Annotated in this window: 23 protein-coding genes; 10 read left to right on the top strand and 13 right to left on the bottom strand. The window is 62.7% G+C overall.

Translation table 11 applies throughout. The features are described 5' to 3' along the window. The first annotated feature begins 85 nt into the window (after nucleotides 1–85). Nucleotides 86–1,606, top strand: a complete 1,521-nt coding sequence (locus J2Y83_RS04710; RefSeq protein WP_253393512.1) for an MFS transporter — start codon at nucleotides 86–88, stop codon at nucleotides 1,604–1,606. A gap of 54 nt (nucleotides 1,607–1,660) precedes the next feature. On the opposite strand, the gene J2Y83_RS04705 is transcribed toward J2Y83_RS04710, so the two are convergent. Then, complete coding sequence (locus tag J2Y83_RS04705; RefSeq protein ID WP_247405840.1) at nucleotides 1,661–2,071, bottom strand: HPF/RaiA family ribosome-associated protein; 411 nt, start codon at nucleotides 2,069–2,071, stop codon at nucleotides 1,661–1,663. A gap of 591 nt (nucleotides 2,072–2,662) precedes the next feature. Between J2Y83_RS04705 and J2Y83_RS04700 the strand changes: the two genes are divergently transcribed. Next, nucleotides 2,663–2,980: a DUF3509 domain-containing protein gene (locus J2Y83_RS04700; protein ID WP_253393511.1), complete on the top strand. Its 318-nt coding sequence runs from the start codon at nucleotides 2,663–2,665 to the stop codon at nucleotides 2,978–2,980. Here the strand turns inward: J2Y83_RS04700 and J2Y83_RS04695 are convergent. After that, nucleotides 2,977–3,462 carry a phosphate-starvation-inducible protein PsiE gene (locus J2Y83_RS04695; protein ID WP_253393510.1) on the bottom strand — a complete coding sequence of 162 codons (486 nt, stop codon included), beginning with the start codon at nucleotides 3,460–3,462 and terminating at the stop codon, nucleotides 2,977–2,979. The genes J2Y83_RS04700 and J2Y83_RS04695 overlap by 4 nt on opposite strands. A gap of 248 nt (nucleotides 3,463–3,710) precedes the next feature. On the opposite strand from J2Y83_RS04695, the gene J2Y83_RS04690 reads away from it, so the two are divergent. After that, on the top strand, nucleotides 3,711–3,971 hold the full coding sequence (locus J2Y83_RS04690) for a YebG family protein (RefSeq protein WP_010564043.1): 261 nt from the start codon (nucleotides 3,711–3,713) through the stop codon (nucleotides 3,969–3,971). A 54-nt stretch (nucleotides 3,972–4,025) separates the two neighbouring features. Here J2Y83_RS04690 and J2Y83_RS04685 read toward each other — a convergent pair whose 3' ends face one another. After that, nucleotides 4,026–5,045, bottom strand: a complete 1,020-nt coding sequence (locus J2Y83_RS04685) for a Glu/Leu/Phe/Val dehydrogenase family protein (RefSeq protein ID WP_253393509.1) — start codon at nucleotides 5,043–5,045, stop codon at nucleotides 4,026–4,028. 185 nt (nucleotides 5,046–5,230) lie between these two features. Between J2Y83_RS04685 and J2Y83_RS04680 the strand changes: the two genes are divergently transcribed. Next, nucleotides 5,231–6,034: a SirB1 family protein gene (locus tag J2Y83_RS04680; RefSeq protein WP_253393508.1), complete on the top strand. Its 804-nt coding sequence runs from the start codon at nucleotides 5,231–5,233 to the stop codon at nucleotides 6,032–6,034. Here the strand turns inward: J2Y83_RS04680 and maiA are convergent. From maiA to hmgA, 3 genes are read right to left on the bottom strand one after another with little or no spacing between them, the layout of a single operon-like run. After that, the gene (gene maiA / locus J2Y83_RS04675; protein WP_253393507.1) at nucleotides 6,031–6,675 is read right to left on the bottom strand and encodes a maleylacetoacetate isomerase; all 645 of its coding nucleotides are present in this window, start codon (nucleotides 6,673–6,675) and stop codon (nucleotides 6,031–6,033) included. The genes J2Y83_RS04680 and maiA overlap by 4 nt on opposite strands. A gap of 12 nt (nucleotides 6,676–6,687) precedes the next feature. Beyond that, on the bottom strand, nucleotides 6,688–7,974 hold the full coding sequence (fahA, locus tag J2Y83_RS04670) for a fumarylacetoacetase (protein ID WP_253393506.1): 1,287 nt from the start codon (nucleotides 7,972–7,974) through the stop codon (nucleotides 6,688–6,690). A 3-nt stretch (nucleotides 7,975–7,977) separates the two neighbouring features. Next, nucleotides 7,978–9,261: a homogentisate 1,2-dioxygenase gene (gene hmgA, locus J2Y83_RS04665; RefSeq protein ID WP_253393505.1), complete on the bottom strand. Its 1,284-nt coding sequence runs from the start codon at nucleotides 9,259–9,261 to the stop codon at nucleotides 7,978–7,980. 119 nt (nucleotides 9,262–9,380) lie between these two features. Here hmgA and J2Y83_RS04660 point away from each other — a divergent pair, with 119 nt between their 5' ends. Beyond that, nucleotides 9,381–10,160, top strand: a complete 780-nt coding sequence (locus tag J2Y83_RS04660) for an IclR family transcriptional regulator (RefSeq protein WP_253393504.1) — start codon at nucleotides 9,381–9,383, stop codon at nucleotides 10,158–10,160. Nucleotide 10,161: 1 nt separating this feature from the next. Here the strand turns inward: J2Y83_RS04660 and dacB are convergent, their stop codons facing one another. The 7 genes from dacB to J2Y83_RS04625 form a co-directional block, all read right to left on the bottom strand. Then, on the bottom strand, nucleotides 10,162–11,619 hold the full coding sequence (gene dacB / locus J2Y83_RS04655; protein WP_253393503.1) for a D-alanyl-D-alanine carboxypeptidase/D-alanyl-D-alanine endopeptidase: 1,458 nt from the start codon (nucleotides 11,617–11,619) through the stop codon (nucleotides 10,162–10,164). An 87-nt stretch (nucleotides 11,620–11,706) separates the two neighbouring features. Next, on the bottom strand, nucleotides 11,707–14,121 hold the full coding sequence (locus J2Y83_RS04650) for a TonB-dependent siderophore receptor (protein ID WP_253393502.1): 2,415 nt from the start codon (nucleotides 14,119–14,121) through the stop codon (nucleotides 11,707–11,709). A 110-nt stretch (nucleotides 14,122–14,231) separates the two neighbouring features. Then, entirely contained in the window at nucleotides 14,232–15,167 is a 936-nt protein-coding gene (locus tag J2Y83_RS04645; protein WP_253393501.1) for a glutathione S-transferase family protein, read from the bottom strand. Nucleotides 15,168–15,243: 76 nt separating this feature from the next. Beyond that, nucleotides 15,244–15,519: a GIY-YIG nuclease family protein gene (locus tag J2Y83_RS04640; protein WP_247407777.1), complete on the bottom strand. Its 276-nt coding sequence runs from the start codon at nucleotides 15,517–15,519 to the stop codon at nucleotides 15,244–15,246. Between the two features lie 36 nt (nucleotides 15,520–15,555). After that, complete coding sequence (locus J2Y83_RS04635) at nucleotides 15,556–16,026, bottom strand: nuclear transport factor 2 family protein (protein ID WP_253393500.1); 471 nt, start codon at nucleotides 16,024–16,026, stop codon at nucleotides 15,556–15,558. A 103-nt stretch (nucleotides 16,027–16,129) separates the two neighbouring features. Next, a complete protein-coding gene (locus J2Y83_RS04630) occupies nucleotides 16,130–16,765 on the bottom strand; it encodes a response regulator transcription factor (RefSeq protein WP_253393499.1) in 636 nt (211 codons plus the stop codon). A gap of 181 nt (nucleotides 16,766–16,946) precedes the next feature. After that, on the bottom strand, nucleotides 16,947–17,774 hold the full coding sequence (locus J2Y83_RS04625) for a response regulator (RefSeq protein ID WP_253393498.1): 828 nt from the start codon (nucleotides 17,772–17,774) through the stop codon (nucleotides 16,947–16,949). Between the two features lie 415 nt (nucleotides 17,775–18,189). On the opposite strand from J2Y83_RS04625, the gene J2Y83_RS04620 reads away from it, so the two are divergent. The 5 genes from J2Y83_RS04620 to J2Y83_RS04600 all read left to right on the top strand — a co-directional run bounded on the left by J2Y83_RS04620 (nucleotide 18,190) and on the right by J2Y83_RS04600 (nucleotide 21,543). Beyond that, nucleotides 18,190–18,819: a DUF1120 domain-containing protein gene (locus J2Y83_RS04620; protein ID WP_253393497.1), complete on the top strand. Its 630-nt coding sequence runs from the start codon at nucleotides 18,190–18,192 to the stop codon at nucleotides 18,817–18,819. 44 nt (nucleotides 18,820–18,863) lie between these two features. Further along, on the top strand, nucleotides 18,864–19,484 hold the full coding sequence (locus tag J2Y83_RS04615; protein ID WP_253393496.1) for a DUF1120 domain-containing protein: 621 nt from the start codon (nucleotides 18,864–18,866) through the stop codon (nucleotides 19,482–19,484). A gap of 47 nt (nucleotides 19,485–19,531) precedes the next feature. Next, entirely contained in the window at nucleotides 19,532–20,158 is a 627-nt protein-coding gene (locus J2Y83_RS04610; RefSeq protein ID WP_253393495.1) for a DUF1120 domain-containing protein, read from the top strand. Nucleotides 20,159–20,240: 82 nt separating this feature from the next. Further along, nucleotides 20,241–20,864 (top strand): DUF1120 domain-containing protein, encoded by a 624-nt coding sequence (locus tag J2Y83_RS04605; protein ID WP_253393494.1) that lies wholly within the window; start codon nucleotides 20,241–20,243, stop codon nucleotides 20,862–20,864. Between the two features lie 52 nt (nucleotides 20,865–20,916). Then, a complete protein-coding gene (locus J2Y83_RS04600; protein WP_253393493.1) occupies nucleotides 20,917–21,543 on the top strand; it encodes a DUF1120 domain-containing protein in 627 nt (208 codons plus the stop codon). Nucleotides 21,544–21,644: the final 101 nt, after the last annotated feature.

Raw genomic sequence — 21,644 nt, 5'->3', positions numbered from 1 at the left:
TCCCTGATTGAAGGAAAATTTGTCACGAATAAAGAATCCACTTCCCGCGAGAATGACACGCTCCCCCTCTCGAAAGGAAGACCCCATGCCTCCCGCCGTCGCTGTATCGACTGTCAGCGCATCAAGCACCGCCAGAAACGCGCTCGCCCTCACCGCCGTGTGCCTCGCGGCGCTGATGTTCGGCCTGGAAATCTCCAGCGTGCCGGTGATCCTGCCCACGCTGGAACAACAATTGGGCACCGGTTTCCAGGATGCTCAATGGATCATGAACGCCTACACCCTGGCCTGCACCAGCGTGCTGATGGCTGCCGGTACGTTGGCCGACCGCTTTGGCCGACGACGCATGCTGGTGCTGTGCCTGTGGCTGTTTGGCTTGGCCTCGCTGGCCTGTGGGCTGGCCGAAGACGCGTCCCTGCTGATCGGGGCGCGTTTCGTCCAGGGCGTGGGCGCCGGGGCGATGATGATCTGCCAGTTCGCGATTCTGTCGCACCAGTTCCGTGAGCCGGCGGCGCGGGCGCGGGCATTCGCGGTGTGGGGCGTGATTGCGGGCCTGGGCCTGGGCTTCGGGCCGATGGTTGGGGCGTTGATCCTGGCGGTGGCGGACTGGCGCTGGGTGTTTCTCGTGCATGTGCCGCTCACGTTGCTGACATTGGTGCTGCTGCATGTCAGCGTGCAGGAGTCGCGCGATCCGGCCGGCAATCGCCTCGACATCGCGGGCATGCTCACCTTGACGCTGTCGGTGTTTGCGCTGGTTTACTTCATCACCCAAGGCACCGAGAACGGCTTTGGTGCACCGGTCATGCCGGGTTGGGCCGGCTTGTCGCTGGCCGCGCTGCTGCTGTTCATCTTCATTGAGCGGCGCAGCGCCCATCCGATGTTCGACTTCTCGGTGTTTCGCCTCCAACGCTTCAACGGCGCGTTGATGGGGTCGATCGGCATGAACTTCAGCTTCTGGCCGTTCATGATCTACCTGCCGCTGTACTTCCAGGCGGGTCTGGGCTACGACACCCTGACCACCGGCGGCGCCCTGCTCGCCTATACCCTGCCCACCTTGCTGGTGCCGCCGCTGGCCGAGCGCCTGGCCCTGCGCTACGGCGCCGAACGCATCATCCCTTTGGGTCTGGGCGTGATGGGCACGGGCTTTATGGCCATGGCCGCCGCCAATGGCGCCGCGCATCCAAGCATCGTGCTGGTGCTGTTCAGTTGCGCGATGGCCGGCGTGGGCTTGGCGCTGACCAACTCACCGACCACCAACACCACCACCGGTTCGGTGTCGGCGGATCGTGCGGGCATGGCCTCGGGGATCGACCTCAGTGCGCGGCTGATCACCCTGGCGGTCAATATCGCGCTGATGGGCCTGGTGCTCTTGCTGGGGATCAGTCATCAACTGGCCGAGGTGTTGCCGGCCACCACCGCACGGGATTGGCCCGCCATCAGTCAGAACATTGCAGCGGGCAAGCTGGAGGGGCTGACATCAATGGGCCTGGCGCGTCCGGATGCCCAGGCGGCGCTACGCCATGGCGCCGGTTGGGCAATGCTGTTTGCGGGCGTGGGGGCTTGCGGGCTGGCGCTGTTGAGCCGGTATTTCTTCCGACGCGGCAGATAAACAAAAACGGGCCTGCATCTGCAGGCCCGTTCTCAGTAGGGAATGAAAAAACTGTCAGCTATTAATTGCAGCGTTTTCGTTTTCCAGGAATTCCTCTTCAAGCGCGTCATCATTCACTTTGTTGGCCGGCACATTTTTCGCAGCAGCGCGTGGCTTGCCTTGCAGTTTGCCGAACAGATGTTCCAACGCATGGTCCAGCTTGATCGCTGCACCGTCGATCGCCTGTTCCAGGGTATCGGCTTTATGCAGCACCGAAAGCGGTTGATGGCCCTTTGGCCGTGCTTCCAGGCGGCAGCTTAAATCGTGGGGACCGGGCTTGTCGCCGTTCTCATCCCGCAGGTAGACCTCAACGCGGGTCAGGTCTTCGTCATAACGTTCGAGCGTGCTTTCAATGGTATTACGTACCCACTCCTCCAGTCGGATGCTGCTTTCAATATGGTTATCGCTATTGACTTGGATTTGCATAGTTCTTCCCTTATTTCAGCTAGCTCGCGAGAGGTCACAAACTGCAACACCGGGGTGGTGAAACCATGACCTCTTGATTACACAATTGAGCAGTCAGAGAAACAATTCAACCCCTTTGCAAAGATAAATCCCACATTACAAATTAACCCTGACTACAAGCAAAAACGCTGGTAGGGTGGGGAGTTAGTTACATCTTCTTATGCCCCGCCATCTTCGTCATTACCGCTGTGCCCACGGGTGCAACCCGCGGAAAATCCCCGCTTCCCCGCCAGCCCATCGTGCACCGCTTTCTCGTGACTGCCCTGAAACAAAGCACGACGCCACCCCATATGGGAGGGGGCTTGCCCGCGATTGCGCTCGCCCAGCCACGAATTCATCAACTGATCCACCGCAATCGCGGGCAAGCCCCCCTCCACAGGTGCATTCCAGCGTCAGACAGGTCGCTGTACGGCACGCCCCTTGCTGTACAGCTCATGAGGCAAACGGACGTTGTGAACCCTCAGCGACGGAGTGGCCGGTGGTCAGGCAACGCGAACTAATCCAGACGCCGGTCGTCAATGACTGCATGTTCTTATCAGGCGGTAACGCACCATGGACAATCCTTTTCAGATCATCACCGACACCTTCACCCCACAATACCGAGTCAACCTGAGCATCCAGCGGCTGGATGGCAGCATCATGCTGACCCTCTCGAATGAGCAGGGCGTGGTGGCCAAGCGCATGATCAGCGCCGAACAACGCAACGACCCGCAACGGCTCAAGCGCCTGGTGCAAAGCATCCAGTTCGGGATTGCCATCGAACAGGGCCACAGCGCCATGGAAATCCTGACGGTGATGACGGACGGGGACAGTCACAAACTGTTGCAGCGACCGCCCGCCCGCGCCCTACCCTTCAGCGTCAGGCTTTAAAGCTCACCTTTCTCTGATTCAAGGCTCTCGCCCTTGCGGTGCGGGCCTTGCACCTTCACCGACGGAAACGCCGACGACGCATAGCGCACCACCAGAATAGAGAACGCCAACAACAGAATCCCGCCGCACAGGTAGATGATGCCGATGTCCGGCGGGTTGTGGTGGGACACGTTGGAGATCAGCAGACGCGTCAGCGCGGTGATCGCCACGTAGATCAGGAAGCGCACCGGCATGTGGTTGGTCTTGAAGTAAATCCCGACCATGGCGCCCAATTCCAGGTAGATGAACAACAGCAAGATGTCATCGATCTTGATGTGCCCGTTCTCCAGCATCCCCAGAAACTCCATCACCGCCGCCCAGGCAGTCACCGCACCGATGGCGAACAACGCCAGGTAGTGGAACGTTTCGACAAACAGATTGCCCAGAGACTCGGCCAGCCCGTGGACATTCTGACGCAGCTTTTCGGCCCAATTGATTTTCACGATGATGCTTCCTTAGGTCGGCTCGACCGGATAATGCGGGTTGGACGTGACGGTTGTTCTGCATGCAGAAAAAAGGCCAGCGGCAGGTATAAGATGATGGCGGGGTGACATGAGGCACTCCAAACCTGTATTTCCGGGCTACATTAAAAAACTGCTACCCAAACCCCACAGTTTGGCTTACCCTTTTAGCTGTATATAAATACAGTAGTCGCAAAAGACAACTATCGTGAAGGCATGTGAGGTGGTGAATGGCCGTCGAAGTGGTATACCGCAGCAGCCGAGATCTGGAGCGTTTGTTCATGGATAAAGCCGAAGCTGACCGTCATGACAAGATGCTTGAACTCGCTGAGTTGCTCGCAGAAGTGTTGCAAAAAGCCGTGCCGTCGTTGAGCGAGCAGCAGGTTGAAGAGGCCGGGATCTACATGGCGAAAAACCGCGATGTCTTTGCCAAGGCATTCAAGAGCCAACCGGACGCGCTGTCCGAGTTGCTGAACCCGCCGGCGGAATAAAGCCCGAATTGAACAGGCCCTGAATCGTTGATTCAGGGCCTTTTTAATAATGGCCTATCGGTAAAGCAAACGCTCAGCCAGTTCATCGGCCACCCGTGCAGGTGAACGCTTTTCGGCCTGGGCGTGGGCGAAGATTTCGGTCAGGCGCGTGCCGATGTTCGACAGGTGCGCGGTGATGGTCGGCAGCTCGGCGCCGCTGTGTTTGAGGGCGCCGTAGATCAGGCCGCCGGAGTTGATCACGTAGTCCGGGGCGTAGAGGATGCCACGCCCTTCCAGTTGATCGGCCACTTGCAGGTTGGTCAGTTGCGCACTGGCGGAACCGGCCACGGCGGCGCAGCGCAGTTGGCCGACGCTGTTGCGATTGAACACCGCGCCGAGGCCGCAGGGCGCGAGGATGTCGCAGGGGGTGCTGAGCAAGGCCTCGTCGGCGATCGGGTGCGCGCCAAGTTGTTCCATGGCCAGTTGCACCTTGCCGTGGTCGATGTCGCTGACCAGCAGTTCGGCGCCGGCGGCGTGCAGTTGTTCGGCGAGGGCGTAACCGACGTTGCCCAAGCCCTGGATCGCCACGCGCAGGCCTTCGAGGTTGTCGCTGCCCAGGCGCGCCATGGCGGTGGTGCGGATGCCGGCGAATACGCCCATGGCGGCATGGGGTGCGGGGTCGCCGGCAGCGGTGGTACTGGTGACGAATCGGGTGTACTGGGCAATGCAATCCATGTCGGCCACCGAGGTGCCGCTGTCGATGGCGGTGATGTAGCGGCCTTCGAGTTGCTCGACACACCGCCCAAAGGCTTCAAACAAGGCCGCGCGGCTTTCCACATGGGCCGGGCGCAGGATCACGGCGCAACCGCCGCCCACCGGCAAACCGGCCAGGGCGGCCTTGTAGCTCATACCTTGGGCCAGGCGCGCAGCATCCGCCACCGCGCTTTCGTCATCGGGGTACGCGAGGTAACGACAACCGCCCAAGGCCGGCCCAAGGCGACTGCTGTGGATGGCTATGACCGCCTTCAACCCGGTCATCGGGTCGATGCTCAGGTGCAGCGATTCAAGGCGGGTGCTGTGCATGAGAGCAAACATCGTCAAGCTCCCGAATCACTTCTGGTGTCGCAAAGTATAGGCGTGCGGCAGAAAACTGCCGAAGTACGCGGGAATAAGCCACCCGATTTTGCGGGACCTGCGACATAAGCAAGTAGGATATATCTCAAGCTACTGGACGAAAATTCTCAGCAAGGCTAAAACGGGAGCATCCGCCGGAGAATGCAATGAACCCCCGCCACGCCTTTTTCGCCTGTCTGGAACGTTCACCCCCTGCGCTGTTTGAAGCCGCGCTGTGGATTGCGGCCGAGCATGACGCGGCGGTGCAACCGCTGTTGATCCTGCAGGAGCTCAACGCACTGCAACAGCAGGTCAGCCTGGGCATGCCCATGTTGCCGGCGGACGAGCTCGGCCAACCGTTGTTGCGTCGCCTGAATGACCTGGGGTTCGCCCAGGATGACTTCACCCCGCTGCGCCCCGCCGCCGCGCTGCTGGACAAGGTGTTGCAGCGCAAGCGCGGACAACCCCTGGCCATGGGGCTGATCGCGATGGAATTGGCGCGACGCCTGAATATCCCGATGGTCGGCGTCAACTTCCCCGGCCACTTCCTGCTACGGGTAGACGGCGCCGATCACCTGCTCGACCCCTGCGGCGGCCGACGCCTGTACCCCAACGATTGCCGCGACCTGTTGCAACGCCAATACGGCCCCAACCTCAAGTTGCAGGCCGACCACCTGCGCACCGCCAGCCCACGCTCGATCCTCCAACGGCTGTCGCGCAACCTGCGCCAGTTGTACCTCTCCAATGACGACCCGCTGGCCGCCCTGGTCGACGCCGAGCGCGTGCTGGAACTGGGCCATGCCAGCGCCGCCGATTACCTGGCGCGGGCCAGCCTGTATCAACGCCTGGATTGCCCAAGCGCCGAGCGTTTCGACCTGGAGCACGCGCTACTGCTCAGCGAAGACCCGATCCAGCGCCTGCGCCTGACCGAACGGCTGGGGCATCTGCCGCCCAATTCAGTGGTGCACTAAGGCGCCTTAGGCGTGTCGGGCTGGTTCGCGGGGTGCGCCTGGATAAACGCCGGCTGCTGCGCCGCCAACGCCGCCACCCGCCCGATGCGCGGATACGCCGCCAACGACACCTGGAAGCGCTCGGCCGCGTACAACTGCGGAATCAGAAACGCATCCGCCAGCCCCGGCCGCTCGCCAAAACAAAAGCCGTGATCGCCAATCAACTGCTCGACCGCGCCCAAGCCCTGGCTGATCCAATGACCGATCCAGGCCAGCACTTGGGTTTCATCATGGCCCCACTGCCGCAGCAGGTTCTGGGTGCTGGAATTGTGCAGCGGGTGAATGTCGCAGGCGATGATCGACGCCACTGCGCGCTCGCGGGCACGGGTCGCCAGGTCCTGGGACAGCAACGGCACCTGTGGATAACGTTCCTCCAGGTACTCGATGATCGCCGACGACTGGATCAACCGTTCGCCGTCATCGGTGCGCAGCGCCGGGACGCGACCTTGCGGGTTGATCGCCAGGTACTCCGGCTGGCGGTGGGCGCCGCCCGCAGGCGCCACTAGGTTGACCGGTACGGCGGTGAAATCCAGGCCCTTGAGCGCCAGCGCGATCCGCACCCGGTACGACGCGGTGGACCGATAGTAAGTGTAAAGCTCCATCACCCCGCCTCCTCAGCGCGCCGCGACCACCGTGCCACGGCATTCGCCGAAGCCGATGGAGGCAAAACCGTCACGGCTGCAACGGGCGCGCAGGATGATTTCATCACCGTCTTCGAGAAATTTACGCACCTCGCCCGACGCCAGCTCAATCGGCTTCTTGCCGCCTTCGGTGATCTCCAGCAGGCTGCCGAACTGCCCCGGCAGCGGCCCGGACAAGGTGCCCGAACCGAACAGATCACCGGCCTGCAATTGGCACCCGTTGACGCTGTGGTGCGCAATCATTTGCGCCACGGTCCAGTACATGTGCCGGGTGTTGCTCAGGGTCAGGCGCTGGGCCGGCAGGTTCTGTTCGCGCATCGACGCCGTGGTCAACAGCACTTCCAGTTCGATATCGAAGCCGCCCGCGGCCTGATCGCGTTGATCCAGCAGGTACGGCAGCGGTTGCGGGTCGCCTTCGGGGCGCGTCGGTTGGGCCTGGCGGAACGGCGCGAGTGCTTCGGCCGTCACTACCCACGGCGAGATGCTGGTGATGAAACTCTTCGACAGGAACGGCCCCAGCGGCTGGTATTCCCAGGCCTGGATATCCCGCGCCGACCAATCGTTGAGCAGGCAGAAACCGGCGATGTGCTCGGCCGCATCGCCAATCGCAATCGAGTCGCCCATGGCGTTGCCCTGGCCGATCCAGATGCCCAGCTCCAGCTCATAGTCCAGGCGGGCGCAGGGGCCGAATGTCGGCTCGGTCTGGCCGGCCGGCAGGGTCTGGCCTTTGGGACGGCGCACCTCGGTGCCGGACGGGCGGATGGTCGAGGCACGGCCGTGATAACCGATCGGCACGTACTTGTAGTTGGGCAGCAGCGGGTTGTCGGGGCGGAACAGTTTGCCGACGTTCTGCGCGTGTTCGATGCCGACGTAGAAGTCGGTGTAGTCATTGATCTTGGCGGGCAGGTGCATCTGGCAATCGGCGGCGCGGTGCAGCACGTCGGCCTCACGCGCCTGCAGCGGGCTGCCCTCCCCCAGCAGTTCCAGCAGACGCTCGCGCAGGGCCACGCGCGGGCCACGGCCCAATTCAAAGAACGCGTTCAACTGCCCGCTGGCGCTGGCGTCGACGGCGCGCAGCGCTTCACCGTCAAACGCATCGCGGGCGGCCAGCAGGTCGAGAATGCAGTCGCCGATCGCCACACCGCTGCGCGGCGCCGAGCCGTTGACGCTGAACACTCCCAGCGGCAGGTTTTGCAGGGGAAAATCGCCGTGACCGTTGGCGGAAGATACCCAGCTGCGGGCAAGCGTTGGTTGAGTCATGGGTTATCTCCGGTTCGGGTCGAAGGTGACGGGCAGCGCGGCCCAGCACGCGTCATACGCAGATTGCAGTTGCGGGCAGTCCAGGGCGAAGCGGGTCGGGCGCAGCACTTGGCTGGTCTCGAACATGAACGCCATGGTGTCATCGATCTTGTGCGGGGCCAGCTCGACATTGATCGCCTTGGTGCAGGTCTCGCCATCCGGTCCGTGGGCGCTCATGCAGCTGTGCAGCGACGCGCCGCCGGGCAGGAAGCCTTCGGCCTTGGCGTCGTAGGCGCCGTGGATCAGGCCCATGTATTCGTTCATCAGGTTACGGTGGAACCACGGCGGCCGGAAGGTGTTCTCGGCCACCATCCAGCGCGGCGGGAAGATCACGAAATCGAGGTTGGCCAGGCCGTGTACGCTGGTCGGCGAGGTCAATACGGTGAAGATCGACGGGTCGGGGTGATCGAAGCTCACCGTGCCAATCGTATTGAACCGGCGCAGGTCGTATTTGTACGGCACGTTGTTGCCATGCCAGGCGACGACGTTGAGGGGCGAATGGTCGAGCTCGCAGACCCACAGTTCGCCGAGAAATTTCTGCACCAACGTCGTCGGCTGCTTGCGGTCTTCGTAGTGGGCAACCGGCGTGAGAAAATCACGCGGATTGGCCAGGCCGTTGCTGCCGATCGGGCCGAGGTCCGGCAGGCGCAACGGGGCGCCGTGGTTTTCCGCGACATACCCGCACGCCTGCGCATCCAACAGTTCGACGCGAAATTTCAGGCCGCGTGGCAGCACGACGATTTCCAGCGGCTCGACTTCCAGCACGCCGAGTTCGCTGGCGATGCGCAAACGGCCCTGCTCAGGGACGATCAATAACTCGCCATCGGCGTTGAAAAACACGCGTTCCATCGAACGGTTGGCACAGTAATGGTAAATGCTGATGCCCGACGGTTGGTCCGCCCCGGCATTGGCCGCCATGGCGACCAGGCCATCGATGAAGTCGGTCGGTTCGCTCGGCAACGCCAACGGGTTCCAGCGCAGCCGATTCGGCGTCACCGCGCCCAGCGGTCCACCCGCCAGTTGTCGCTCCAGTTTGACGAACGCCGGATGATTGGCCGACGGCTGGATGCGGTACAGCCAGGTGCGACGCGCTTCGCTGCGCACCATGGTGAAAGCCGTGCCGGAGAACAGTTCGGTGTACAGGCCGTAAGGGGCTTTTTGCGGGGAATTCTGGCCGACCGGCAGCGCGCCGGGCAGGGCTTCGCTGGCGAATTCATTACCGAAGCCCGACAGGTATTCGAGGTTCATGGATCATCCTCTGACGGAAGTTGTTTTTATCGTAATCCAGTTACGCATAACGTAATTTGATCACTGTCGACCGTCAAGCTATAAAGACGCCCACTCATCTCTCGGATTCCCGTTGCCCCATGGAAAAGCCCCGCGACACCGGTAAACAGAAAGTCCGCTCGGCAGAAGTGGGCACCGACATCCTCAAGGCCCTGGCCGAACTGTCGCCCTCCACGTCGCTGTCGCGCCTGGCCGAGCATGTGCAGATGCCGGCGAGCAAGGTTCACCGCTATCTCCAGGCCCTGATCGCCTCGGGCTTTGCCGAGCAGAACAGCACCACCAACCATTACGGCCTGGGCCGCGAAGCATTGCGCGTGGGCCTCGCCGCGCTGGGCAGCATGGACGTGCTCAAAGTCGGCGCCCTGCCCCTGGCCGAGCTGCGTGATGAGTTGAATGAAACCTGCTTCCTGGCGGTGTGGGGCAACCAGGGCGCGACCGTGGTGCAGATCGAACCAGCGGTGCGCGCGGTAACGGTGGTGACGCAACTGGGCTCGGTGTTGCCGCTGCTCAGTTCGTCGACCGGGCTGGTGTTCAGCGCCTTTTTGCCCACGCGGGAAACCGTCGAATTGCGCGAGCGCGAGATCCAGGCGGGCATCGCCCACGCCCTGGCGGATGACCAGGCCTACGCCAGCGCCTGCGAACAGATCCGCGCACGTGGCTTGCACTTTGTGCATGGCCTGCTGATGCCCGGTGTGGATGCGTTGTCGGCGCCGGTGTTCAACGCAGTCGGCCAGGTGGCGGCGGTGATGACCGTGGTCGGCCCCACCTCGCTGTTCCATGCCGATGAAGATGGCCCGGCGGCGCAGCGCTTGCTGGCGGCGACCCGGGCGGTGAGTTGGCGGATGGGCTACCAGGCCTGAATCAGTCGTGCCATTGCGTCAGGGCGACGGCCAGACGGTTCTCCAGGGCGCGGATCGGTGCCGCGTCGCTCAGGTAGTTGTTGCTGATCATCGAAAACACCAGGCGCCGCCCGTGGGCATCGGTGATGTAACCGCTCAATGACGACACGCCGCCCATGGAACCGGTCTTGGCGTGCAGGTTGTTTTGCGCCGGCGTGCCGCGCAGGCGATAGCGCAGGCTGCCGCCGCTCATGCGCTCGGGGTTACCGGCAATCGGCAAGGCGTTGTACCAAGCCTCGAACCACGGCTGTTTGGATGTCGCCAACAACAGGTCGGTGAGTGCCTGGGAAGACACCAGATTGCGCCGCGACAACCCCGAACCGTCCACCTGATTCAGGCTCGCCGGGTCCAACCCCTGGCGCCGCATGAAGGCCGCCACCGCCGCCACGCCCGCCTGCGCAGTTCCGGCGTTCGCGGTCTGGCGGCCCATGGCCTTGAGCAAGGCTTCGGACATGTTGTTATTCGAAAGTTTGAGCAGCGGCGTGATCAGTTCCTGCAACGGGGCCGATTGATGCTCCGCCAGCAGTCTGGCCGTCGCAGGGCTTGCCCCCCCGATCACGCGCCGGCCCAGCACCTGGATGCCCTGTTGCGCCAATGCCTGTTCAAACAGATTGGCCACCAGTTGCGTCGGCTCCCACACACTCACCCATTGCCGGCTGTGCTTGCCCGGCGCCAGCGCGCCCGTGAGTTGCAGCAGGTTGGTGCCGTGCTGGCGCGTGATCCCATAGCTGTTGCCAGAGCCGCTCACCGCACGGTTGCTCAGTTGCACGTAATCGGTGGCCGGGCTGATCGCCACACTGACCGGCTGGCCGGGGCTCATGGGCGCCGTGGCCGTGACGATCAATGTGCCCGCATCAAAATCAGAATTTGGCGACACGGTCAGCGCCGAAATCTGCGCGCCGTAGTAGGTGCTTTCATCGTCCTGAGCCCAATCCACGCCCAGGCGCTGCGCATCGAACCAGCTATCGTCGAACACCAGGTCGCCCTGCACCTGACGCACGCCCTGGCTGGCCAGTTGCGCGGCGAGTGCCTGGTAATCGGCGAACTGCGTGGTCGGGTCGCCCAGGCCGCGCAGGTACAGGTTGCCGCTCAGGCGCTCGCCTTGCTGCGTGCCGTCGCTCAGCAGTTGGGTGGAAAACCGATACTGCGGGCCTAGTACATCCATCGCCGCCGCGGTGGTCAGCAGCTTGAGGTTGGAGGCCGGCACCAACCGCGTGCGCGGGTTGTGTTGATAGAGCGTGTCGCCGCTGCGGGCGTCGCGCACCATGAGCGAAACCGTGGCGCCATTCAGGGCCGGGTCGGCCAACAGGTGGTCCAGGGTTGAAGGGCTGGAGGTCGGCGCAACGCTGGCGCAGCCTCCGAGTAAAACGCTCAAGCCGACCAGCATCGCGCTGGTGTGTAACCTTCGTGCAAACCGCATCAATACCGTTTTCCGCAAAACTGTCAGGGGCGGCAACGCTAACAGCTCCGGGGGTTTGTGGCGAGGGCACCGGCCCCCGCCGCCGGCTCAAAACTCCAGCGTGCTGGACACCGACACCTGCCGCGCATCCCCCATCGACACAAATACCCGGCTGGCCGCCGAGGTGTAGTAGGTGCGATCGAACAGGTTCTTCACGTTGAGCTGGAACTTGACCTTCTGCCCTTCGATTTTGGTGTTGTAGGAGGCAAACACATCGGCCACGGTATAGCCCGGCAGATTGAAGCTGTTATTGGCATCGCCTTCGCGCTGGCCGACGTAACGCGCACCGGCACCGACGCGCAGGTCATCGCCGCCGAGCAGGCTGCCGACGTCGTACACCGCCGACAACGAACCGGTGTGTTTGGCCACGTTCTGCAGGCGCTTGCCTTGCAGCGCCGGGTCTTGGGTGACTTCGGCATCGGTATAGGCATAGCTGCCGATCAGGCTCCAGCGCTCGCTGAGCTGGCCGCTGGCGTCCAGTTCCAGGCCACGGGAGCGCACTTCGCCCGCCACGCTGTAGACCGTTTCCCCACTGGAGCTGTCGGACACCAGCACATTGCGCTTGGTGATATCGAACAATGCCGCACTGGCGGTGATACGCCCCGGCATGTCGAGCTTGGTTCCCAACTCCCAGGCCTTGGATTCTTCCGGCTGCAGGTTGCCCTGGAGCACGCTGCCATCGGTCAAGGGGGCAATGGTGGAGTTGGGTTTGAACGACTCGGTGTAGCTGCCGTAAAACGACAGTTCGTCGGTGTAGCGGTACACCAGGCCAGCACGCGGCACCCATTTCTGGCCATTGCCGTCGGTATTGGCCTTGAATGGCACGCCTTTGCCGGCGTATTGGTCGTACATCTGATAGCGCGCGCCGGCCACCAGGATCCACTGGTCGGTCAGGTGAATCGCGTCCTGCAAGAACAGCGAATCACTGCGCAGCAAGTCGGTCTGCGCGCTGTCCTTGGCGCTCACCGTGGTGCCTTGCACATCGTTGCCATACACCGGGTTGACGTAGCTGAAGGCACTGCGCTGCGCCTGACGGATCAGTTCGGCGCGATAGATCTTGCGGTATTCATCGTCGAGGCCGAACACCAGATCATGCTGCATGCCGCCGAGCTTGACCTTGCCTTCCAGGCTGGCCGTAGCGAAGCGGTCGGTGGTCAGTGCGCCACGCGTGCCGTCCATGCTGCGGGTCAAGGTGCCGTTGGTATTGACCGAGGTGACGCGGACCTGGCTGGCGTCATAGGTCTCGCGGTTCCAGCTATAGCCGACGTGCGCCGTCCAGTCGTCGTTCAGTTCGTGATCGGCCTCGAAGCGATACAGGTCGGAGCGGCCTTCCATGTTGTTGAACGGCTCATCCAGGCGCCGGGTGGCGGGGATGTCCAACGGGTGATTGGTCTTGGAGTCGATGGCGGTGCCACGGTCGAACGGCGAGAGAAACTCGCGGTGCTCGTAGGCGAACACCACCTTGGTGGTATCGCCATACCAGGCCAGGGACGGCGCGATCATGCTCTCGCGGTGCGTGCCGTAGTTGCGCCAGTAATCTTCGTCCTCGTGGTCGACGATCAAGCGGTACGCCAAGCCGCTGTCACCGATCGGCCCCGTGGTGTCGAGGTTGCCACCGCTGCCGTTCTTGCCGTTGCCGAAGGTGGAGCCACGGACGGTCAAGGAGGTGGACTGCACCAACTGCGGCTTTTTGCTGACGATATTGACCACGCCTCCCGGGTCCTGGATGCCATACAGCAGCGACGACGGGCCCTTGAGCACTTCAACCCGTTCGGCCGTGGCGTTCAGCGCACGGCCCTGCACAATCGGCATGCCGTCGCGCATGATCGAGCCGTTACGGTTGTCGCCAAAGCCGCGCAGCATCACCGCATCCTGAGTGCTGCCGAGGGTGTTGGCCTGGGTAATGCCGCTGACATTGGCCAGGGCGTCATCCAGGTTGCGCGGTTGTTGATCGCGCAACACTTGGGCGGGCACGACGTTGACGGTTTGCGGAGTCTCCAGCAGCAGGCCACGGGAACGCATCACCGAGCTGGTGGGCGGCGGCTGGTAGCTGGTGCTGTCGGCGGGCTCGGCGACTGCGCTGATGGTGGTGGCGCCCAGGTTCAGCGCGCCGTCGCTGGGCACGGGCTCCAGGGCCAGGGTGCGGGCGTCGATCTGGCGGAAGGTAAAACCGGAGCCGCCCAACAGGCGTTGCAGGGCCTGGGTCGCGCTCATCTGGCCGCTGACGGCCGGGGCGTTGAGACCGTAAGGGGCTTCGTCGGTATAGATCACGCTGAGCCCGGTGACCCGGCTGAAATCGCTGAGCGCCTGGGGCAGCGGCTTGGCCGCCAGGGCAAAGTTGAACTGGGCGCTTTGTTGCTCCTGCGCCTGCGCCACACTCAGAGGCAGCAGCGCCAGCCCCGATACCGTCAAGACCGAGGCTCCCAGCCACTGTTTAACCCAACCGCCCGCCGTCGATTTCATGCTGTGAGAATCCGTGTAGAAAACGCTGTTAATGCGAATTAATCGCAGTTTCAAGCACTACACGGATGGGCGCTGGGTTTACCTCACCTCAGGTTGAAAATAATCTGGATTTATTGCGCCTGAATGCAAAAACCCAAGCGCGGGAAGTGAACATGCACGGTGCCGCCGCGTTCGTCGGTACGGCGCAGGATCAGTTCTTCGCGGCCGGCAAACAACAACTCACCGAGCACCGGGTCGGTGCCGTAGTCGGTGGCCGCAATGGTCACCGGCTGGCCGGCCGTGAAGCCATTCAAATCCTCGAACACTTCATCGGGCAACGCCGCCGGGGTAGCGTGACGCGACACGTCCAGGGCTTGCTCGGTGCTCATCTCGGTGGCGGTGCCATGGCCAAAGCTCAGTACCCGGTCGAGCCAGGTGGCGACGGCGGGATACGCGTCGACCAACGGCGCGGTCACCGCCGAGCCTTTGAGGAACCACAGCGGATGGGCCAGGGCAAAGTCGGCTATCGACGGCTCACCGAACAGAAAATCCCCCGCCTGGTGCTGCAATTGTTGGTCGATGCGGCTGATGATCGCCGGCCATTGATGCTTGGCTTGCTCCACATGCAGGCGGGCAGCGGTGCCGCCGCTGAACAGCTTGGCGCGGTCGGCCACCAGCACTTTGAGCATTTCGGGCGGGACTTTGGCGAACTTGGCCGCCAGGGATTCAGGCTGGAACACCAACGCCACGGCATGGGCGAACACCACCGAATCGGCCCAGGCGGCGAAACCCTGGGTGACCAGTTCCAGGCCTTGGGGAAACAGCGCCGGCCCGGCTTTTTCCTGCTCCAGCCGGTGGGCGATCAGTGCCGTGTCACAGTAGATATCGGCGCCGACCTGCAGCACCGGGGTCTTGCGGTAGCCGCCGGTGAGAGCCATCAGGTCCGGCTTGGGCATCACCGGCGAGATCAGCACCGAGCGCCAGGACAAGCCCTTGAAGCCCAGGAGCAGACGGGCTTTTTCAGCGAAAGGGGACTGCGGGTAGTGATGGAGGATCAACTCTGACATGCCAGGCTCCGCGCAATGAAATGAGCGGTTAGCTTAGCCTGCAAAATCGTGCAGGGGTGAGATAGGCGCCCATCAATCAGATCAATGCGCCACTCGCCGCCAGGCACTCCTTGGCGCTCTTCTTCAATTTTTTGATCAGGCGCTCCTGGCGCAGCGCCTCGCCTTTGCTGGCGCACTGCTCGGTGTACACCAGCGCGACGGCCGGGCTGGAGAGGAAAAACCGTGCGCCCTTGCCGCTTTGATGGGAGGCAAACCGGCGCACCGGATCATTGCTGATGCCGCAATACAGCGAACCGTTGGCGGCACGCACCAGGTACACGAACCAGGGTTTGGCTTCAGAAAGATCAGTCACGGGTCGATTCGGCAAACCAGAGGAGCGCCAATCTTATCAACGACTGGCCTGAAATGCCCTCAGGCCTTTGAGCGCCTGGGCGCGCACGGCGTTTTTCAGCGCGGGCGACCAGCCCAGCAGCAGCCCCTTGAGGCCCAGGGCCTGGCGCGACCAGCGCCACAGGTCGAAGTGGTCGTGGTGTTCGCAGATCTTGCCGTCGCGAAACACGAAGCGTGCGCCGATGTCGTTGACCACCGTATTGCCGGTCGCGCTGAACAGGTACGTCGCCACCCAATGGGCGCTGCCAGTACTGTCGTCACTGCGCACGTGGTCGAAGGTCAGGGAAAAGTCCTTGGCCCGCGTGGTGAGCATGCGCCACATATCCCCGGCATCGCGCCCGCGCAGTTCGCCGAACGCCGGGTCGCTGAACACCACGTCGTCGGTATAGCAGGCGGCCATGGCTTGCGCATCGAGGCGCTGGAACGCGCGGTAGAACTCGCTGATCAGGGCGTTATGGGCATCACTCATGGGCAGGCTCCGCTGGCGTTGAAAAGATAGCGCACGATAAGCCGCCCGCAGCGCCAAGGCTACCAACATTCGCCGCGTAAATAAGCCGCTGACCGTTGCGGGCTCAGGGCACCATGCCGCTGCTGCGGGCGTAGGCGAACAGATCCACATCGGTGGAAATGCACAGCCGGGTCATCGCCGTGCTTTTCTGCTTGCTGATGGTCGAAATGCTGCGGTTGACCCGCGCGGCGATCTGGCTGACGGTCATGCCGCTGGCAAGCATACGCACCACTTCACGCTCCTTGCCGGACAACTGCGGCACGGCTTGCTGATTGCCCGTCCCGGCCTCCGCCAGTTGCGCGCGCAAACATTCGCTGACGAAGGTGCGCCCTTCACTGACGGCGGCAATCGCCAGGGGCAGTTCGCGGGCCGACGCGCTCTTGGCCAGGACCGCCCGCGCGCCCTGGGCAAACGATTCGCGCAGGGTGGCGACGCTGGCAAACATGGTCACCAGAATCACCGGCAAGTCCGGGTGTCGGCGCCGCATCAGGCCGAGCAAGCCATAACCGTCGGCTTGCTGGTTACCCGGCATGGCGAAGTCCGTGACCAGGATGTCGCACGGCGTGCTGTCCACCAGCGCCAGCAACTGATCCGGACCGTCGGCCTCGGCGACGACTTTGCACCGGCCATTGGCTTCTATCACCACTTTCTGCCCGATACGCACAATGGGATGATCGTCAGCAATAATTACACGAAGCATGAGCACCACCATGACGGCAACTTGAATCCGCGCAAAGTACTCCCGGATCGGATCAGCAACAACCGCCCCCAAAAGCCGTAATGGCAGATAGCCCAGCAATCCCTGGGATCAGGATCTTACCCTACAGAAAAAAAGGAAATTGCCCACTCTAAAGGCCTACAACAAGAATCAGCATTAGCTGTCATCCATTTCCTAACGTCGATAAATAGTTCAAATACCCGATCAAGTCGCTGCGCAATGCGAGCAAGCGCTGAAGGTGCATGGCCACGCCGTCGCGATTGATCGCTTCGATCAGCAGGTGACCGCGCTTTTCCAGCGGTGTGGCACCGAAGAACGCCACGCTGCCGATCAAACGGTGCAAGTGCTCGACCGTTGCCTGCGCGTGCAAGCCGTCGGTGGCCTGGGCCAGCGCATGCAGATCGATCTCGGCTTCGTACACCAGGCTCGCCAGGATGCCGGGCAACGCCTCCGGGCATCCGAACAGTTGCCCCAGCCGTGCGCGACTCGGCCAGCGCCCTTCGACCGCCAACATCGGCTGCGCGGCCTCGCTGATACGCGGGCCGGGCAGCCAGTCGCCGAGCACCTGGCGCAGTTGTTGGAAGGTCACCGGTTTGTCCAGCCAGGCATCCATACCGGCGGCCTGGCACTGCTGGATTTCACGCGCGCCCAGTTTGCCGGTGAAAGCGATGACCGGCACGCCCTGCGTCCCGGCGCGCTGTTCGCGGCGGCGCAGTTCGCGAGTCATGGCATAGCCGTCCATCACCGGCATTTGGCAGTCGCTGAAAATCAGGTCGACACAGGTAACGTCCAGAATCGCCAGCGCGGCCCGCCCGTGTGCGCACACTTCAAAAGCCAGCCCCAGCCGCTCGAGCATGGCGCTCATCAGCAGGCAATACGCGGGATGATCGTCCACCAACAACACCTTGAGCTCACGCCAATGCAAGGTCGACGGGGGCTGCGCGACCCGGTCATCCCCTGCTCGGTCGCCTGGGATAGGGCCTGATGACATGACTACCTCAACTTCAAAAAGCGCGCGGCGCCGGACTCGGCAACCTCAACGGCTGACACACCATCCGCCGACGCAGAGGCCGCAGTTCAAACGCTGACGCTCAGACCTGTTCGAATGTGCTGTGAAGAACTATCGGCCGGAACGCTATTTGAATGAGCGCGTTGAAGCGATACAACAACTACGAAATCCTTATATTTCCTACAAACACTAAAACGAGTTCCGACAAGTCGATTCGGCGTGTGCGACATCCGCCCATTGTCGTATTTGTTGTATTTGCCCGACGCCTTCCCCCCGATAAATTGCCCGGCATCCCCAGAGCGGGACGCGACCGGCCACTCCAGGCGGTCGCCACCTCGTTGCCGACGAGTCCCCCTTGACCCGTCGGCGATCAGTTTTGCACCGGAAGCGCGATCACATGAAAAAGCCCTTAGCCGCCCTCACCGCCGCCATCGCCCTTGTCGGCAGCGGCATGACATTTGCCGCCAGCACCGTGGAGCTGGCGGTCACTGGCGTGATTACCCCGAGCGCCTGCACACCAACGTTGTCCGGCAATGGCCTGGTGGATCACGGCAAGCTCTCGGCCAAAGACCTGAACCTCACCACGGCGACCAACCTGCCCACCGCCCGGCTGCAATTCAACGTCGACTGCGAAGCCCAGACCCTGTTTGCGCTGCACACCACCGACAACCGCGCCGGGTCGTCGACCAGCAGCTACGGTTACGGCCTGGGCTTGATCAACAACCTGCAAAAAATCGGCACGTTCTGGATTTCCCTCAGGAGCCCGGTGGCCGACAACGTCGCCGCCGAGCCCATCGAGTCATTGGACGGCGTGAGCTGGCGCCCCATCGACGATGTGATGTGGCAGAGCCAGTACCTGGCGGCGTTCGGCGACGGTTCGACGGGACAGAACCGTAAGCCGATCCCGCTCAAGAACGTGATCGTCGAGCTGTTGGTCGACACCCAGATCGCCGCCGCCAACAGCCTGGACCTGAGCAATGAAGTGCTGATCGACGGCTCCACCACGATCGAAGTCAAGTACCTGTGACCCATCATCCACCCAGGACATTGCCCAGAGAGGTTGTTCGTTCCATGGATAAATATTTCCCCGCGTTGCTGGCGAGCCTGTTGCTGGCCAATGTGCCCAGTGCCTTGGCCGGCAGCCAAGCCGACCTGCAGGTGACCGGCGTGATCACGCCCAAAGCCTGCATCATGGGCTTCTCGAATGACGGCGTGATCGACCATGGCAAAGTCACCGTGCGCGACCTCAACCAAGACAGATACACGCTGCTGCCCCTCAACACCCTGCACCTGAGCGTGCAGTGCGAGGGCTCGACGCTCTTTGCCTTGACCACCATCGACAACCGTCACGGCACCGCCGTGATTCCCAACCATCACGGCCTGGGCACGACGCCCCACGACGAGAAGCTGGGCAGCGTGTCCCTGGCTTTGAGCAACCCGGTGGCGGATGAGGCTGTCGCGCGCACCATCGTGTCACTGGATGGCGGCACCAGTTGGGCCGCCGGAACCCAGTTGGGCCACCTCAACCTGCTCGCGGCCGCCTCGACCGACAACACCACCCGGCCCATGGCGGTGACGCGTTTCGATGCGGACGTTGCGCTCTACACCCGGATCGCCCGCGCCGACGGCCTGACCCTGACCGACGAAGTCCCCCTCGACGGGCACGTGACCGTCGAGGTGCGTTACCTGTAACGCCCTGTAACCCCTGTATGCCTATCCTTCCCTGGAGCTTTACCCGCATGAAAAAGTTACTCCACACCAGCGTTGCCGGTCTGTTGATCGCCAGCGCATTCCCGGCATTCGCCGCGTCCACCGTGGACCTGACCGTCAAGGGCCTGATCGTGCCCTCGGCGTGTACGCCAAGCCTGTCGGCCAACACCGTCGACGTGGGCCGGATATCGGTCAAGGACCTTAATCAGGAAAGCCGCACCCTGCTGACCCCGAGCACCTTGACGCTGAGCGTCGACTGCGAGGCCGCGACGCTGTTCGCCATGAAGACCACCGACAACCGCACCGATTCCAGTGCCAACCCCGGCGAGTTTGGTATCGGCAAGACCGCCGCCGGCGAACCGATCGGCGGCTACGGTCTGTTTCTCGACAACGCCGTGGCCGACGCGGCCGCCGTCCAAACCATTGTTTCTTACAACGGCGGCACCACCTGGTTCACTCATTATGAGGACGACCTTTGGCAAACCACGAGTCTGATCTCGATCAAGGCAATCGGTACGGCGTCGGCACCAATCCCGGCCAAGAACACGCTGATGGCGCTTTCCGTCAACCCGTTCATCCACCCGGCAAAGAACGTGACCATCAGCGAAGACACCGCGATCGATGGTTTGGCCACCATCGAAGTCAAGTACCTGTAACGCCACTGCCCTTCCCGAAGCCCGTACCGCCGTTCACCTGTATGGGCTGGGCATGCCCCCTTTCCCTGGAGCTTTACCCGTGATGAAAAAACTACTCAGCACCAGCGTTGCCGGCCTGTTGATCGCCAGCGCATTCCCGGCATTCGCCGCATCCACCGTCGACCTGAGCGTCAAGGGCCTGATCGTACCCTCGGCGTGTACGCCAAGCCTGTCGGCCAGCACCGTCGACGTCGGCCGGATTTCGGTCAAAGACCTGAACCCGGACGCGTCAACCTGGCTGACCCCGGCCACCCTGCAATTGGGCATCGACTGCGAGGCACCGACACTGTTTGCCATGCAGACCACCGACAACCGGGCAGACTCCGGTGACATCGGCCGATATGGCATCGGCAAGACGCTCGCGGGTGAGCGCATCGGTGGTTACAGCATGCGCCTTGACAAAGGGGTCGCCGACGGGGCTGCCGTCACACATATCTTCTCGATGGACAACGGCGCCAGTTGGGGCACCCATGATCCGGACACTAGCTGGTCAACAAACCTCATTATTTCAATCCGCGACCCCAACGCAGGGCGCATCCCTGTCGCGGCCAAGAACACCACAATGGAGCTCGCGGTAAGGCCGTTCATCCTTGCGGCAAAGAACCTGACGCTCACAGAAGACACCCCGATTGACGGTTTGACCACGATCGAAGTCAAGTACCTGTAACGCCGCCTGAGCCGATGCCCGTACCACCGTTCAACACCAGGTAACTCACGCCATGACCCTGCTTATTCGCTTGCCGGCCCTCGCCTCGCTGTTGCTGACGACGCCCTTGGCCTTCGCCCTCTCGACTGTGGAGCTGGACGTCAACGGGCGAATAACCCCCAGCGCCTGCACCGTATCGTTGTCGGACAACGGCCTTGTCGACCACGGCAGAATCCTCGCGACGACGCTGCACCCCGGTGAGTACACCGTGCTACCGAATCAGCAAATGGGCTTGAGCATCAGTTGCGAAGGCCCGGTGTTGTTCGCCCTGGTGGGCATCGACAACAAGCGCGAGTCATCGCTGGCGCCGGATTATTTCTATGGGCTGGGCATGAACCCCCACGCCCCCGACGAACGCCTCGGCTCGGTCAGCCTGTCGCTGCGCGGGCCGGTTGGCGATTCGCAGTCGATGCAAACCCTGACCTCATCCGACCAGGGCGTCACCTGGAAACCCGAGCCTTACGTGTACCCCGGCCTGTTCATGGGCTTCGCCCGCGCTGGCAATACGTTGCCCGCGCCTATCCGGCTACTGGTGGCCTCCCTGCGGGTCGACACCTCGATCAGCCCGGCCAACACCTTGACGCTCCACGAAGAGGTGCCCCTCGATGGCTCGATCACACTGGACCTGCGTTACCTCTGACCCTGCGTCGTCAGCGCCCCGGTCACGCGCCGGGCACATGGCGGCCCCCTTGAAGCGCCCTGTATTGAAGAGCCCTGTTATGAACCTGTTTCTTTCCGTTT

The sequence above is a fragment of the Pseudomonas marginalis genome (genome assembly GCF_024169655.1).
Classification (GTDB): Bacteria; Pseudomonadota; Gammaproteobacteria; order Pseudomonadales; family Pseudomonadaceae; genus Aquipseudomonas; species Aquipseudomonas paraveronii.
This window is presented reverse-complemented; position numbering and strand designations above follow the sequence as displayed.

Bases quoted from the DNA above. Each gene is read 5' to 3' on its own strand.
- J2Y83_RS04690 (WP_010564043.1), top strand. From the start codon at position 3,711: ATGGCCGTCGAAGTGGTATACCGCAGCAGCCGAGATCTGGAGCGTTTG.
- maiA (WP_253393507.1), bottom strand. From the start codon at position 6,675: ATGGAGCTTTACACTTACTATCGGTCCACCGCGTCGTACCGGGTGCGG.
- dacB (WP_253393503.1), bottom strand. From the start codon at position 11,619: ATGCGGTTTGCACGAAGGTTACACACCAGCGCGATGCTGGTCGGCTTG.
- J2Y83_RS04700 (WP_253393511.1), top strand. From the start codon at position 2,663: ATGGACAATCCTTTTCAGATCATCACCGACACCTTCACCCCACAATAC.
- J2Y83_RS04610 (WP_253393495.1), top strand. From the start codon at position 19,532: ATGAAAAAGTTACTCCACACCAGCGTTGCCGGTCTGTTGATCGCCAGC.
- J2Y83_RS04615 (WP_253393496.1), top strand. From the start codon at position 18,864: ATGGATAAATATTTCCCCGCGTTGCTGGCGAGCCTGTTGCTGGCCAAT.
- J2Y83_RS04650 (WP_253393502.1), bottom strand. From the start codon at position 14,121: ATGAAATCGACGGCGGGCGGTTGGGTTAAACAGTGGCTGGGAGCCTCG.
- J2Y83_RS04625 (WP_253393498.1), bottom strand. From the start codon at position 17,774: ATGTCATCAGGCCCTATCCCAGGCGACCGAGCAGGGGATGACCGGGTC.
- J2Y83_RS04710 (WP_253393512.1), top strand. From the start codon at position 86: ATGCCTCCCGCCGTCGCTGTATCGACTGTCAGCGCATCAAGCACCGCC.
- J2Y83_RS04620 (WP_253393497.1), top strand. From the start codon at position 18,190: ATGAAAAAGCCCTTAGCCGCCCTCACCGCCGCCATCGCCCTTGTCGGC.
- J2Y83_RS04660 (WP_253393504.1), top strand. From the start codon at position 9,381: ATGGAAAAGCCCCGCGACACCGGTAAACAGAAAGTCCGCTCGGCAGAA.
- J2Y83_RS04605 (WP_253393494.1), top strand. From the start codon at position 20,241: ATGAAAAAACTACTCAGCACCAGCGTTGCCGGCCTGTTGATCGCCAGC.
- hmgA (WP_253393505.1), bottom strand. From the start codon at position 9,261: ATGAACCTCGAATACCTGTCGGGCTTCGGTAATGAATTCGCCAGCGAA.
- J2Y83_RS04645 (WP_253393501.1), bottom strand. From the start codon at position 15,167: ATGTCAGAGTTGATCCTCCATCACTACCCGCAGTCCCCTTTCGCTGAA.
- J2Y83_RS04685 (WP_253393509.1), bottom strand. From the start codon at position 5,045: ATGTTTGCTCTCATGCACAGCACCCGCCTTGAATCGCTGCACCTGAGC.
- J2Y83_RS04635 (WP_253393500.1), bottom strand. From the start codon at position 16,026: ATGAGTGATGCCCATAACGCCCTGATCAGCGAGTTCTACCGCGCGTTC.
- J2Y83_RS04680 (WP_253393508.1), top strand. From the start codon at position 5,231: ATGAACCCCCGCCACGCCTTTTTCGCCTGTCTGGAACGTTCACCCCCT.
- J2Y83_RS04705 (WP_247405840.1), bottom strand. From the start codon at position 2,071: ATGCAAATCCAAGTCAATAGCGATAACCATATTGAAAGCAGCATCCGA.
- J2Y83_RS04630 (WP_253393499.1), bottom strand. From the start codon at position 16,765: ATGCTTCGTGTAATTATTGCTGACGATCATCCCATTGTGCGTATCGGG.
- J2Y83_RS04600 (WP_253393493.1), top strand. From the start codon at position 20,917: ATGACCCTGCTTATTCGCTTGCCGGCCCTCGCCTCGCTGTTGCTGACG.
- fahA (WP_253393506.1), bottom strand. From the start codon at position 7,974: ATGACTCAACCAACGCTTGCCCGCAGCTGGGTATCTTCCGCCAACGGT.